Raw genomic sequence first — 13,510 nt, forward strand, 5'->3', positions numbered from 1 at the left:
GTCCTAAGCCCCAAGTCCTCGTCCCCCCGATCTGAGACCATGGGGAGGTGAATGAGATTCGGCGCGGCACACTCCAGCAGCAGACCTTCTACGAGCAGGTCGGCGGTGAGGAGACGTTCCGCCGGCTCGTCCGCCGTTTCTACGAGGGCGTCGCCGAGGACCCCCTGCTGAGGCCGATGTACCCGGAGGAGGACCTCGGCCCGGCGGAGGAGCGCTTCGCGCTGTTCCTGATGCAGTACTGGGGCGGCCCGACGACGTACAGCGACAACCGCGGCCACCCCCGCCTCCGCATGCGCCACGCCCCCTTCGCCGTCGACCGCGCGGCCCACGACGCCTGGCTGAAGCACATGCGGGACGCGGTCGACTCCCTGGACCTCCCCGAGGAACACGACGCGACCCTGTGGAAGTACCTGACGTACGCGGCGGCGTCGATGATCAACACCCCGGACTAGTCAACGCCCCTGACCGGTACGGCACTTCACTTCACGCTGAGCCCGAAGTCCCCAAGTCCCGCCCGCCGTACGGCGATCGACCCGTACGCGGTCCGCAGCCGCAGCCACGCCCCGGAGGAGAACAGGCTCACCTCCCGGGTGGAGGGCCGCAGGAACCCGAGCGCCTGAGCGGCGTGAACGGCCCGCACGGGAAGCCCCGTCGACCCCACGGCCCGGGACCACACCTCCCGCCCGATCCGGTCCAGCTCCGCCCGCGTACGCCGCTCGGTCGCCAACTCCTCGGTACGGCGCCGGAATTCACCGACGACCCCGGCGACCAGCGCCCGCAGCTCCTCGGCGGACGGCAACCCGCCCTCGGCCCGCCAGCCCCCCTTGGGAGGCAGAACTCCGGCCCAGGGAGGGCCGGTTACTGCGCCCGGCACGCCGACGGTCCCGGCGGCCTCGTCGACCGCCTCCAGCAACTCCCCGGCGGAGACGGTGACATCGAGGCTCGCCGCCAGCCCGTCCTCGTACGGTTTCGCGAGCCGTACCGCGCGCACCGCGAGCACCTCGAAGGACGGTGGCCGCCCGAAGACGGCCAGCGCGGTGCCGGCCGCCTGGAGACGGACGGCGGCGCCGCGGTCGTAATGCAGCAGCCGGGAGAGGAAGGCGGCGAGGTCGGCCGCCTCCCCCTCGTCGGCGAGATGGAGCACCGTCATGCGGCGACGGCCCCCTGCGGGTCGTCCCGGTACTCCTCCAGGAACTCCCGTTCCTCCGCGGTGAGCCGGCGGGGCCGCTCCACGGAGAAGTCGAACGGGACGATGACGGTGGCCGCCTTGACGTACACGACGTCCTCGTCCTTCACCTCGTAGGTGACGGTGAAGGACGCGGCCCGTATCTCGGTGACCCACAGCTCGATGGTGACCGGCGCGTGCCGGTGGACCAACTGCCGTTTGTACTCGATCTCGTGGCGCGACACCACCGACCCCTGCTTGAAGTCCTTGTCCGGACGGAACAGGAAATCGATACGCGCCTCCTCCAGGTAGCGGAGGAAGACCACGTTGTTGACGTGGCCGTACGCGTCCATGTCCGCCCAGCGCAGGGGGCAGTGGTAGATGTGCCGCAAGGTCAGCCCCGGGTCAGCTTCTTGTAGGTGGCGCGGTGCGGGCGGGCCGCGTCGGCGCCGAGCCGCTCGATCTTGTTCTTCTCGTAGGACTCGAAGTTGCCCTCGAACCAGAACCACTTGGACTCACCCTCGTAGGCGAGGATGTGCGTCGCGACCCGGTCGAGGAACCAGCGGTCGTGGGAGACGACCACGGCCGCGCCCGGGAACTCCAGGAGGGCGTTCTCCAGCGAGGAGAGCGTCTCGACGTCCAGGTCGTTCGTCGGCTCGTCGAGCAGGAGCAGGTTGCCGCCCTGCTTGAGGGTGAGCGCGAGGTTGAGGCGGTTGCGCTCACCGCCGGACAGGACGCCGGCGGCCTTCTGCTGGTCGGGGCCCTTGAAGCCGAAGGCGCTGACGTACGCGCGGCTCGGCATCTCGACCTGGCCGACGTTGATGTAGTCCAGCTCGTCGGAGACGACCGCCCACAGCGACTTCTTGGGGTCGATGTTCTCGCGGCTCTGGTCGACGTACGAGATCTTGACGGTCTCGCCGACCTTGATCGTGCCGGAGTCGGGGGTCTCCAGGCCCTGGATCATCTTGAACAGGGTCGTCTTGCCGGCGCCGTTCGGGCCGATGATGCCGACGATGCCGTTGCGCGGGAGGGTGAAGCTGAGGTCGTCGACGAGGACCTTGTCACCGAACGACTTGGAGAGGTTGGTGACCTCGACGACGATGGAGCCCAGGCGCGGGCCCGGCGGGATCTGGATCTCCTCGAAGTCCAGCTTCCGCATCTTGTCGGCCTCGGCCGCCATCTCCTCGTAGCGGGCGAGCCGCGCCTTGGACTTGGCCTGGCGGCCCTTGGCGTTGGAGCGGACCCACTCCAGCTCTTCCTTGAGCCGCTTCTGCCGCTTGGCGTCCTTCTGGCCCTCGACCTTGAGGCGGGTGGTCTTGGTCTCCAGGTACTTGGAGTAGTTGCCCTCGTAGCCGTGCAGCCGGCCGCGGTCGACCTCGCAGATCCAGCCCGCGACGTTGTCGAGGAAGTACCGGTCGTGGGTGACGGCCACGATGGTGCCGTCGTACTTCGCGAGGTGCTGCTCCAGCCAGTTCACCGACTCGGCGTCGAGGTGGTTGGTGGGCTCGTCGAGAAGCAGCAGGTCGGGGGCCTCAAGGAGGAGCTTGCAGAGCGCGACGCGGCGCCGCTCGCCACCGGACAGGTTCGTGACCTGCCAGTCGCCGGGGGGGCAGCCCAGCGCGTCCATGGCCTGCTCCAGCTGGGCGTCGAGGTCCCAGGCGTTCGCGTGGTCCAGCTCCTCCTGGAGCTTGCCCATCTCGTCGAGCAGGGCGTCGGAGTAGTCCGTCGCCATCAGCTCGGCGATCTCGTTGAACCGGTCGAGCTTGCCCTTGATCTCGGAGACGCCCTCCTGGACGTTCTCCAGGACCGTCTTGTCCTCGCTCAGCGGCGGCTCCTGCAACAGGATGCCGACGGTGTACCCCGGAGACAGGAACGCGTCCCCGTTCGACGGCTGGTCCAGCCCCGCCATGATCTTCAGGATCGTCGACTTGCCCGCCCCGTTCGGCCCGACCACACCGATCTTCGCGCCGGGCAGGAAGTTCAGCGACACGTCATCAAGGATGACCTTGTCGCCGATGGCCTTGCGCGTCTTGCGCATGGTGTAGATGTACTCAGCCAAGAGAAACCGTCCGGCAGCGTGAATTTGGCAGTGGGCAGATACACCCCATCTTGCCGTACGTCCATCCCCGGGCGGAAACCCGTTCGGCCGGGGAGCTCTGACCTGGGAGTTCGGGGTTGACGGCTGCGGCTCATCTGTCGTTGTCGGTCACTGTCGAGTGGCCTCGGGGAACGTTGGACGGCCCAGGGACGGCCTAGCATTGATCATCGCGGACAAGCCGCCTGGCTAACGGCGGACCTTCGATGTGGGCCGCCTGAAACCTCAGCCGACGAAAGTTAGCCACGAGGGCGGGTGCGCCGACCGACCACGCACGCGTGTGCCTCGCCGCACCCCCCACCAGCCTCCGCCAGGCCATCGGCTTGTGTCGTCGATCGGAGCAAGCCGCCATAACCGGCCCGTGAGGACTCGTTCTTAGCCCTCAACTGGGAATCTAGAGGGTTCAACGCGTGGTGGGCTCCACTCAGGGTAGTAACTGATCGTGTAACGATCGGATCACTTCACTGATCGAAGCAGGAGTACTTTGGAGCCAAGGTACGTAGCGTCATCTTCTGGCACTTGGAGCACGAGCCCTCTGTCACACCTCGGTGCGACGATGGCACCAGGAGCTCGAGAGGGGTGCAGCCGTGACCATCACTACTGTCCGCGACGATAGTGCGCTTGAGGTACGCATCGCCCCAACTACTTCCCGTCTGGATCTGAAAACGTATACACAGATCCTAGGCGAAGTCCGACTTTCTCTCGAAGAAGTTGATCGCACAGCCTTGCCCGTGCGTAGCCCACGACTACGGTGGGCTATCCAAGATATGGCGATGGACCGGGAAGTCCGGATCATCCTCGTCCCGGCTTTGGTGCCAGCCAAACGCTCACCAGAGTCCATCACGGCACCTTTGCATGGCTTTGTCGACGGCGTTGAGTTGCTTGCCGAGACGCCAAAGATCCCGCCTTATTTTAGCGAGAAGACGGTTGCTCGCGTAGGTCACATCGGGAAGCATATCGGGCCAGGCGGAATCGAGAAAGTCGCGGTCACGGCTCTAAACGGAGATCACCGCACCGCCGTAGTTGATGAGGGAACTGTCAGCAATGCCACGCGCGCCGTACTTCCTGCTAGAAGCGCATTCTCTAGCATCACTGGAACCCTAGATGTCCTCAGCCATAGCCGGGGAAGTGCACCGCGGGCATTGATTCGGGATCCGAGGACTCGACACGCTGTACGCGTGGCGGCCTTGGCCGACCATAGCGAAGTCTTGCGGAATGCATGGGGGCGACGAGTTATAGCTTCAGGCTCACTGCAACGGAACTCCGAAGGTCAGGCCGTCTCACTACAGATGACGGACCTAGAAATCCTGCCCGATTACCGCAGCCCTATGGATCCTAGCGAGATCCTCGGAATCAATCCGAACATAACAGGCGACCTAAGCACAGCCGAGTATTTGAAGCAGGTGAGAAGTGCCTGAGCCCTTGGTGTACGTTGATGCAGATATTTTCTTCAACGTCATAAAGAAGGAAAATGGCTTGTGGCCTAACTCCTACAAGATCCTGCGAGCTGCACATAGGGGCGATATACAGCTCGTTGCTTCTACACTCTTACTGGTTGAGCTAAATGGTCGAAAGGGAGACGTCGACGCGGATGAACGTGACCGCATCGTAGACGAATACTTGGAACGGCTAGAGATACAGTGGGTTGAGGTTGATCTACTAATTGCGCGTGAAGTGCGCCAATTGGCGGATCAATATGGACTACGCGGCCCTGACGCAACTCATCTTGCAACTGCCGTTCGAATGAAGGCTGACTACTTCGTATCCCGAGATCGAGCGTTCCCGTACGGGGAGACTGTCGGGATAACTCATGTCACGGCGCCACGGGAGCTCTGGAACCCGACCACCGACGATGCCGAAATCGACGTGGCTGCCGCCGCTGAAGTCGGCAATTAGACTCATGCTGCCTGCATGGGCATGCCCATTCCTCGCGCCTAACATCCATTTTGATGAAAGTGGAGGGAAAAGGCCGAGGCAGCCGCTAGGATGACTACCCATGAGGCACATCGAAGAAGAATTTTCAGGGACGCCGTATCTGATCGCTACGGACCCTGACTCAATCGCACGTTTCTCGGCCGTTCAGGCAAAATCGACACGCTCGCGGGAAAGATCCATTACCGTTCAAGCAAGAATCGCAACTGAAGGCCAGGAACTATTTGAGCCTTATGTTCGAGCGATTAGAAGTCGACTCGTGGCCGAGAGTAACAGAATTGAGGGTTACGAGTGGTCATACAGTCAAGTTACTGAAGTAGCTCTGATGTACAAAGAGCTTCTGCAAGCCCCTGTTGGTTCTCTAATGCAAGCAGTGCGACAGGACCCGCGGGTGTATCAGGCCTTGGGTCTATATAAGGCGCATGAAGTTGCAGATGAATGGGCACGGGCATCGGCCCGCCCTCGCGAATATGAAATCCGATCGCTGCACTCTTTGATCGCCAGTGGCGAGTCTTACGCTGGAAGATACAAGACGAAAGAAAACGAAATTGGCGGGACAGAGCTTCTGACAGCTGGCCCGTGGGACGTAGCATTGAAAATGAGTGAGCTTTCTGATTGGTGGCAGGAGTGCTCGGTGGATCCCGCACTTGAAGCCACGATTATTCATGCTTGGCTCACTCATATTCATCCATTCGAAGATGGCAACGGCAGGATGGCGAGACTCCTGGCCAATCTGGCTTTGGCTCGCAATGGATTCCCACCCTTGCTGATCCAGTCCAGGGTCGATCGAGGTCAATACTATGACGCCCTAGCGGAAAGTGACGAGGGTGACCTTCTTCCACTGTATGACCTCTTCGTGAGCGTTCTGAATAGAACCGTGCGGATTATGTCCAAGCCGGACTATGTGCGGGACATTATCAAAGATAGGCTTCTTACTACATCTCAGAACAGATACGGATTATGGAAAGCGCAACCGGAGAGATACTTTAATGCACTTTCTAATGAGCTAAAAAGTCGAGGCTGGTCCCTGCTGCTCCAGGGATATCCAGATCTAGGTTCGTTTGCACTCTTGGAAGATAGGGATTCGGAAGGAAATTCTTGGTTTGCGAAGGTTATCGACGAGGATCGAGTCCCGCGCTGGCTTCTTTGGTACGGGTTCGCAAGCCAAAGAATGCTGGATCTTAGCGGCGAGGAGATCCATTACCCGTCCATCTTTACTTCCATCCGCGACGATGATCCAAGCAGTATCCATCCTTACAAGCCATTTCAACCGGGGGGAACCTTTCCGGACGAGATCGTCCTTCGCCCATTGGAGAGAAAGCCGGTCCTATTTAGGTCTGGCTATGAGGTCGACGAACTCGATCTTCCGACCGCAGTGCGATACATGGCGGAATCTCTAACAATGTAGGCTCGCGGAATCGCCCCAGATGCAAGCAAGGTTCCTGCGCTGCTTATTGGCCTGATCCTGGCGCGGGCGCCGACCGGGCTGGAGCGGGATGAAGGCAGGAGCGCAGGCCCGGCCGGGCGCAGGGCCGCGAGCGAGCCGCACTTGAAACCCGTAAAGAAGGTTGTAACGCAGTTGATCATCGCCCTGGGTGTACGGGCCTGAAGTCGAATGCACACAGCGGGAGTTCGATGCCCTGGCGGTGCACGAGTGGCAGGAAGAGCACTGGTCGGACTGTCCATGTGATGCACGTAATGATGTGGGTGATGGACACGGTCCAGGGCTCGCGTCGTAAGAGCGCTCACCGGGTGTCGATGCGGTGGTCTTAGAGCCTCTCCCACGCCTCCGCGCAGGCTGCCGTATCCAGTGCCGGTGAGATGGTGCGCAGGATCGTGGCCACCTAGTTGTTCGTCTCCACCACGTCGTACGCGTCCTAGGACCCGAAGAGCGTCGGCGCCTACTGCCCGTCCAGGATCTGTGTCCAGCACTCGCATCAGAAGCCGGGGTTGATCGTCATCCTCAGCACAGGTGCCCTCCGCGTCGTACGTCCGTGAAGAGTTCCGCGGTGACCGTATGGCCGGCCTCGCTGTCGTGGACAACGACCCGGTGGGCGATGCTGACCATGCCGAGTCCGCGGCCGCCTTCGGCGTCCTGGTCCTGGTGCTCGATCTTCGGGGCCGTGCCCGTGCCTCCGCCGTCCGTCACCGAGACGGCAACTACCTGGGCGGACACCGCGACGGGCAGGTGAGAGCTGCCCTGGTCCCGGCCGCTGGCGGTGTGGAGGATCGCGCTCGCGCCCAATCTTCGCCCACCCCACCCCACCCCACCCCCACTCTCCGAACTCAGCAAGCTCGCCTCAGACGGCACCCTGCCCGGTATCCTCCGCCAACTCTCAAGCTTCGGCGGCTGCACCCACCCGATCCGCCTCGACGGCCACCGCACCGAGTACGACATCGACACTGCCACCGGCGAGATCGGCCGCATCTTCCAGCACCTCGACTCCACCACCCTCCCGGCCGACCAACTCCTCGTCCGATGCAACAACCGCCGCGACACCTTCCAACTGATCACCGCCGGACTGCGCGGCGGCAAGGGCACCCCCGCACACGTCGCCGCCCACCCCCGCGTCTTCGCCACCTTCACCGCCCCCGGCTTCGGCCTCGTCCACAACCGCCGCGCCGACGGGCGCCCCTGTCCCTGCGGCATGCACCACGACCAAGAGGACGAGACCGTCGGGACCCCGCTGGACCCGGACACCTACGACTATTCCGCACCATCCGCTCCGCCGACTTCAACGACGGCCAGGAGCTGACCGAGCGGGCTGTAGCCGCGTACATCGCCAAGTACGCCACCAAGGGCGCCGAAACCGCGCCGGGAGCTCTCGACCGCCCCCGGAACCGAAGGAGAATCCACCCGTGGCTAACCGGCGCCTCGTCCTGGCCGACGTGGCCACCGAACCCCGGCCGCTGCCCGCCCGCTACCTCACCCCCGAAGACCTGGTGGAGCTGTTCGAGTTGCCCAGTGTCGAGACGGTCTACCAGTGGCGCCGTAAGCGCACCGGCCCTCGTGGCTTCCGCGTCGGCCGACATCTGCGCTTCGACCCCTCGGCCCGGACGGCACAGAGAAGAGCAAGAGTTTCCCCGACAAGCAGAAGCGCTTGGCCGACACCTGGTTGATCAACATCGAGGCTGACATGGCCCGCGGCCAGTACATCGACCCGCGAGCGGCCCGGACGACGTTCCGGGAGTACGCGGAACACTGGCTCGCCGCACTCACGACGGACCTCACCAGTCGGGCCGCCGTGGAGGGACGGTTGCGGTTCCACGCCCTTCCCTACCTCGGCACCCGCCCTATCGGCTCCTTCCAACCTGAGCACATCCGGGAGTGGAACCGCCAGCTCGAAGAAGCCGTGTCCTCGGCCCAATATCGGCGTCTCACCTTCGATGCGGTCTCCTCCGTCCTCAACGCGGCCGTAAATGACCGTCTGCTGGCCTCGAATCCCTGCCGGGTGCGATCCCGGTCAAGGCGCCTCGTCCTACGCCGACACGTGTGCGTCCGTGGTCCGCAGACCAGGTCTTCGGCGTCCGGGCCGGACTACCTGGGCGCTATCGGGCCATGGTCGACATCGGCGCTGGCGGCCTAGGACAGGGTGAGATCTTCGGCTTGGCCGTCGACAACATCGGGGATCTCGGCTGGATCTACGTCCGGCAGCAGGTGAAGAAGGTACGCGGCACGCTCGTCTTCGCCCCGCCCAAGCGCGACAGGCTCCATGACGTCCCCCTCGACCCCGAGGTGTCGGCCGCGCTCCGCGACCACATGGAACGCTTTCCGCCCGTCGACGTGACCCTGCCCTGGCTGACTCCGACCGGGCCCAAGATCACGCATCGCCTCGTCTTCGCGAGCGGCATCGGTGCTGCCATCTGGAGCCAGGCCTTCAACGATCAGGCCTGGAAGCCCGCATTGGCCTCCACCGGCATCATCCCGTTCCCCAAGCAGGGCAGCGGTACGCGGCCACCCGCGAACACGGAATGCACGCCCTACGTCACTTCTCCGCCTCCGTGCTGCTGGACTCTGAGGAGAACATCAAGGCCCTGAGCCTCTACCTCGGGCACAGCGATCCGGGGTTCACCCTCCGCGTGTACACGCATCTGATGCCGTCCAGCGAGACCCAGACCCGGAACGCCATCTCGGGCATGCACCGAGCCGCCGGACACGCTCGCGACGGCCCTTGGTACGGCTGACGGCCCAGAGACGGCCCACGCCGCCTGACACGGCCCCTCATCGGCGATGAAACCGCCAGTGAGGGGCTTTCATGCCCTTTCGCGGTAAGTAACACCCCATCTTGCCGTACGTCCATCCCCGGGCGGAAACCTGTTGTCCAGCACCCCGGTGACCTGCGCTTTCCACAGCGGCGCCGCTCTCACTCGTCCGGGGCGGACGGGGGTGAGCCCGGCTCCGCGGCCTCTGTCAGCGTCTGGCCGGCCCGGGTGCGCGCGTACAGGACCTGCCTGCCCGCGCGGTGGGCGCCGACCAGGCCGGCGTTCCGCAGGGCGGTGAGGTGCTGGGAGACGCCGCCGGGGGTCAGGCCGGTACGGCGGGCGAGTTCGGTGGTGGACGCGGGGGCGGTCAGCTCGGTGAGGATCATCGCGCGGGAGCGGCCCAGCACCCCCGCCAGGGCGTCGGGGACGGGCGTGGGCCGGGTGTGCCAGAGCGTGCCGACGGCGCGGGGCGGATAGCGCAGCGAGGGCTGCCACGGTTCGTCGAGCACGGAGAAGACGCGTGGCCAGACGAAGACGGAGGGCACCAGCAGCAGGCCCCGGCCGTCGAGCCGGCGTGCTCCGCGCGCGGTGCGATGATCGAGGTGCAGGGTGCCTCGGGCCCAGGTGACCTGCGGGTCGAGGTCGGCGAACAGGTGCTGCGCGCCGCCGTCGACGAGGCGGCCGGCGCGGTAGCGGATGTCGCCTTCCAGCAGGGTGAGGATGCCGGCCCAGTACGGGGCCAGGGCCAGCTCCCAGTACGCCTCGATCGTGTCCGCCAGCCGTGCGAGCTCGGTGGCCGGATCGCCGCGCAGCGCCGCCATCCGCGCTTCCGGCACCTCGGCCGTGGTGTGCAGAAGCGCCGGCGGCATGGCCCGCACCGTGGCGAGTTCCACCTCCAGCGACGGCAGCGGCGTCGTGGGCGCCGGACAGATGAAACCCGGGACGCGGCCGGCCCAGGGCGAACGCGCGGGCATCGGGACGAGGTCGAACAGCGGGCTCAGGTCGAGGCCGGCCGCCGCCAGCCGGGGGCGTACCCGGTCCGTCCAGGTGCGGTGCAGGCCGTGTTCGTCCGCGCCCTTGAGCACGCGGACGCTTGCCACCACTTCCCACAGCGGGGAGATCGCGAAGCGGGTGCGGGCCACGTCCGCCATGGTGAACTCGATCTCGATCATTTAGCTCAGCGTAAATCTCTGGGGGGAGCCGCGCGGCGTCCCGCACCGTACGCCGTATGACCGAAGCCCCGGATTCCCCGTGGCGCGTGGGCGCCTTCCGCACGCTCTTCGCCGCGAGCGCCCTCAGCCATCTCGGCAGCAACGTCGGCTATGTGGCGATACCGCTGCTCGCCGTCACCACGCTCGACGCCGGCCCCGGCCAGGCCGGTGCGCTGGCCGCGCTGTCCACCGCCGCCTTCCTGCTCATCGGGCTGCCCGCGGGCGCGTGGGTGGACCGGCTGTCCGGACGCCGCCTGCTGGTCGCCGCCGACGCCGCTCGCGCGGCGCTGCTCGCCTCGGTTCCGCTCGCCTGGTGGCTGGGCGTGCTCTCGCTGCCGCAGCTGTACGCGGTGGTGCTGCTGACCGGCTGTGCCACGGTGTTCTTCGACGTCGGCTCGCAGAGCGTCCTGCCCGAACTGGTCGGCCGCGAGCACCTGGTACGGGCGAACGCGGCCGTCGTCAGCCTGATGGCCGGCGCCAACATCGCGGGCCGCGGCGCGGGCGGCTTCATGGTTCAGCTCCTCACGGCGCCCCTGGCGATTCTCGGCGGGGCCCTCGCCTACCTCGCCTCCGCCTGCGGCCTCACCGGTCTGGCCGGCCGGCGCACCCGTACGACGCCCTCGGCCGCCGGGCGACGGCTGCGGACCGAGATCGCGGACGGGCTGCGCCACGTCCTCGGCACCCGCGAGCTGCGGGCCCTGGCGCTCACCGCGACCCTCACCAACCTCGGCGCGCAGATGATCAACGCCATGCTGCCGGTGCTGTTCACCCGCGAACTGCGCCTGTCCGCCGGGGCGCTCGGCCTGTACTGGGCGGCCGGCGGCCTGGGCATCCTCCTCGGCGCCCGCCTCGCCCGCCCCCTCGCCGCCCGCTTCGGCCACGGCCGCACCCTGGCCCTGGCCGGGCTGTGGTCCGCACCCGCCGCACTCACCGTCGCACTGATCGACTCCGGCCCATGGCTGTGGTTGGCCGCCACCGGCTGGCTCGCCGCCATGACCAAGACGGGCATCGACAACGTCCTCGGCGTCACCCTCCGCCAGCACCTGACCCCGGACCCGCTCCTCGGCCGCATGAACGCCACCTTCCGCTTCCTTCTCACCGGCGCCCTCGCCATCGGCTCCGCCCTGGGCGGCCTCATCGGCGAGCTCACGAACGTCCGCACGGCCCTGTGGACAGGCGCGGCCTGCCTGACCGGCGCCTTCCTCCCGGTCTTCCACTCCCCCATCCGCCCACTCCGAGAACTGCCCCCCGCCGCCGACCCCACCCACACGCCCATCGCATGAACACGACCGGCCGAGCTAGCTGCCACCTGCCGTGTCCGGGCTGAGCGCAGTGCCGGATCGCGCGCCCACATCCCGCCGCATCCCGACCCGCAGCGCGGCGATCACCAAAGCCGCCCAAGGCGTCCGGGTCCGCTTCTCCGGCGCGTGGGGCCCTCGTCCGGGCTCCTCTACTCCCCCGCCCCCTGGTTCTTCCTGGCCGTCAGGACCAGCGCCGTCCCCCCGATGAGGACGAGGCCGATGGCGGTGCCGGCGATGAGGGGGGTTGTGCTGTCGGTGCCGGTGGCGGCGAGGTTGGTGGGGGTGGTGGGGAGGACGGTGGCGGGGCTGGGGTCGCTCTAGGTCTGGGTGGTGAGGTTGGAGACGGTGCGGGACTGGGTCTTGCAGTCGAGGACGCCGGTGAAACGGGGGGACGTGCCCTGCGGCGTCGTCAGTGCGAAGTCGTACGGCTGGTCCTCCTGGAGGGGAACCGTGACCGTACGTGTCTCGCCCGCCCCGATCGTGTACTCGGCGGTGAGCAGGGAGAACGTGTACGGCTGGTCGCCCTTGTTCGCCGCGGTGATGTCCAGGCCGCTCTTGAGGCAGTCCCGCTCGGCGGAGAGCGCCGGAACGGCCCCGGTCGCCGCCCAGCTCGCGACGGCCGTCGCGGACACCGTGGACTCGCTGGACCCGGCGAGGATCTGCGTCTGACTACGCCCCTCGGAGACGAACGCCCGCCCCACGGGCACCGTCGTCGACGCCTGGAGCGTCACCTGCGCCGACCCCGCCGGCGCCCCCACCGGCACCTGGAAGTACAGCCGGCTCCCGTCGACAGCGCCGGTCACCTCCGCCCCGTCCTCGTCGACCACCTTGACCCCGGTGATCGCGGCGTCCGGCGGCGGCGCCACGGACACCGCGCCCGCGTCGGTGTGCACGGTCACCGGCCCGAGCAGTCCCCCCGGCTTCCCGGAGACCGCCGGACTGTCGACGGTCAGGGAGGCGGGCGGCTCCACGGCCTCACCGGCCGCCTTCTCCAGATAGTCCGCGAGCTGCCGGGCCTGCGGATCGACCGCGTCGACGTCCGCCCCGTCCGAGTACCGCCAGATCGCGACCTGCGTCCCCGCCGCCGCGTCCTGCTCGGTGAGCCCGCCCGTGATCCCGGCCTTCTTCGCGAGCGACGCCAGGTCGTTCACCTGCGGATAGGAGTGCTGGAGAATCCAGCCGATCCGCCCGGCCTGCTTGTTGGCGGCCAGCGAGGTCCCGCTCCACGACGTCTCGTGGTACTTCGCGTCCTTCTGCGTCGGGTTGTAGACGTCGACGCAGTACGTCTGGAGCGTGCCCCCGCCGTCGACGGACATCTCGAACAGTCCCGCCGGGATCTCCTGGTCGCCGCTCTCCTCGTGGAGCACCGCGCTGCCGAAGACCTTCAGTCCGCCTATGGTCGCGGTCGCCCCGCCCTGGCCCTGCGTGGCCGTGTCGGCGGCGGCCTGGCCGGCGCCGGCCAGGATCGTGGCGGCGGCCAGGCCGGACACCAGGGTCGCGGCGGCGGCACGGACGGCTCCGCGCCCTCGGGCGAACGGCACGGTGATCGAAGAAAGCACGCAATTCCCCTTCGAGCGGGACCCGTTGACGTGGGGGACGGGGT

At 66.6% G+C, this 13,510-nt stretch carries 12 protein-coding genes and 3 pseudogenes; 9 read left to right on the top strand and 6 right to left on the bottom strand.

Features of this window, described 5'->3' with window-relative positions; genetic code table 11:
• Positions 1 to 47: 47 nt before the first annotated feature.
• Positions 48 to 452, top strand: a complete 405-nt coding sequence (locus ABZX85_RS11455) for a globin (RefSeq protein ID WP_355865176.1) — start codon at positions 48 to 50, stop codon at positions 450 to 452.
• Positions 453 to 478: 26 nt separating this feature from the next.
• Here the strand turns inward: ABZX85_RS11455 and ABZX85_RS11460 are convergent, their stop codons facing one another.
• The 3 genes from ABZX85_RS11460 to ettA are packed head-to-tail and all read right to left on the bottom strand — an operon-like array spanning position 479 to position 3,224.
• A complete protein-coding gene (locus ABZX85_RS11460; RefSeq protein WP_355865179.1) occupies positions 479 to 1,150 on the bottom strand; it encodes a hypothetical protein in 672 nt (223 codons plus the stop codon).
• Positions 1,147 to 1,557, bottom strand: a complete 411-nt coding sequence (locus ABZX85_RS11465; protein WP_355865181.1) for a thioesterase family protein — start codon at positions 1,555 to 1,557, stop codon at positions 1,147 to 1,149. Before ABZX85_RS11465 ends, ABZX85_RS11460 begins: the two co-directional genes overlap by 4 nt.
• A gap of 2 nt (positions 1,558 to 1,559) precedes the next feature.
• Entirely contained in the window at positions 1,560 to 3,224 is a 1,665-nt protein-coding gene (ettA, locus tag ABZX85_RS11470; protein ID WP_355865184.1) for an energy-dependent translational throttle protein EttA, read from the bottom strand.
• A gap of 1,446 nt (positions 3,225 to 4,670) precedes the next feature.
• Here ettA and ABZX85_RS11475 point away from each other — a divergent pair.
• Both ABZX85_RS11475 and ABZX85_RS11480 read left to right on the top strand, forming a co-directional pair.
• Positions 4,671 to 5,156, top strand: a complete 486-nt coding sequence (locus tag ABZX85_RS11475; protein WP_355865187.1) for a type II toxin-antitoxin system VapC family toxin — start codon at positions 4,671 to 4,673, stop codon at positions 5,154 to 5,156.
• A 100-nt stretch (positions 5,157 to 5,256) separates the two neighbouring features.
• On the top strand, positions 5,257 to 6,600 hold the full coding sequence (locus ABZX85_RS11480; protein ID WP_355865190.1) for a Fic family protein: 1,344 nt from the start codon (positions 5,257 to 5,259) through the stop codon (positions 6,598 to 6,600).
• Positions 6,601 to 7,155: 555 nt separating this feature from the next.
• On the opposite strand, the pseudogene ABZX85_RS11485 reads toward ABZX85_RS11480, so the two are convergent.
• Positions 7,156 to 7,431 (bottom strand): annotated as a pseudogene (locus ABZX85_RS11485) (ATP-binding protein); the annotation flags it as partial.
• A gap of 73 nt (positions 7,432 to 7,504) precedes the next feature.
• Between ABZX85_RS11485 and ABZX85_RS11490 the strand changes: the two are divergent.
• From ABZX85_RS11490 to ABZX85_RS11510, 5 genes and pseudogenes are all read left to right on the top strand, one after another.
• Positions 7,505 to 8,028, top strand: a pseudogene (locus ABZX85_RS11490) (replication initiator); the annotation flags it as partial.
• Positions 8,029 to 8,051: 23 nt separating this feature from the next.
• The gene (locus tag ABZX85_RS11495) at positions 8,052 to 8,312 is read left to right on the top strand and encodes a DNA-binding protein (protein WP_355865193.1); all 261 of its coding nucleotides are present in this window, start codon (positions 8,052 to 8,054) and stop codon (positions 8,310 to 8,312) included.
• Complete coding sequence (locus ABZX85_RS11500; protein WP_355865196.1) at positions 8,294 to 8,779, top strand: hypothetical protein; 486 nt, start codon at positions 8,294 to 8,296, stop codon at positions 8,777 to 8,779. The genes ABZX85_RS11495 and ABZX85_RS11500 overlap by 19 nt, the downstream gene beginning before the upstream one ends.
• Complete coding sequence (locus tag ABZX85_RS11505; protein ID WP_355865198.1) at positions 8,752 to 9,231, top strand: hypothetical protein; 480 nt, start codon at positions 8,752 to 8,754, stop codon at positions 9,229 to 9,231. The genes ABZX85_RS11500 and ABZX85_RS11505 overlap by 28 nt, the downstream gene beginning before the upstream one ends.
• The gene (locus tag ABZX85_RS11510; protein ID WP_355865201.1) at positions 9,195 to 9,377 is read left to right on the top strand and encodes a hypothetical protein; all 183 of its coding nucleotides are present in this window, start codon (positions 9,195 to 9,197) and stop codon (positions 9,375 to 9,377) included. The genes ABZX85_RS11505 and ABZX85_RS11510 overlap by 37 nt, the downstream gene beginning before the upstream one ends.
• 179 nt (positions 9,378 to 9,556) lie before the next feature.
• Here ABZX85_RS11510 and ABZX85_RS11515 read toward each other — a convergent pair whose 3' ends face one another.
• Positions 9,557 to 10,567 carry a DUF5937 family protein gene (locus tag ABZX85_RS11515; protein WP_355865204.1) on the bottom strand — a complete coding sequence of 337 codons (1,011 nt, stop codon included), beginning with the start codon at positions 10,565 to 10,567 and terminating at the stop codon, positions 9,557 to 9,559.
• A gap of 56 nt (positions 10,568 to 10,623) precedes the next feature.
• On the opposite strand from ABZX85_RS11515, the gene ABZX85_RS11520 reads away from it, so the two are divergent.
• Positions 10,624 to 11,889 carry an MFS transporter gene (locus ABZX85_RS11520; protein WP_355865207.1) on the top strand — a complete coding sequence of 422 codons (1,266 nt, stop codon included), beginning with the start codon at positions 10,624 to 10,626 and terminating at the stop codon, positions 11,887 to 11,889.
• Positions 11,890 to 12,056: 167 nt separating this feature from the next.
• Here the strand turns inward: ABZX85_RS11520 and ABZX85_RS11525 are convergent.
• Positions 12,057 to 13,448, bottom strand: a pseudogene (locus ABZX85_RS11525) (TQXA domain-containing protein).
• Positions 13,449 to 13,510: the final 62 nt, after the last annotated feature.

This window comes from Streptomyces sp. NPDC004539, assembly GCF_040610055.1.
Taxonomy (GTDB): domain Bacteria; phylum Actinomycetota; class Actinomycetes; order Streptomycetales; family Streptomycetaceae; genus Streptomyces.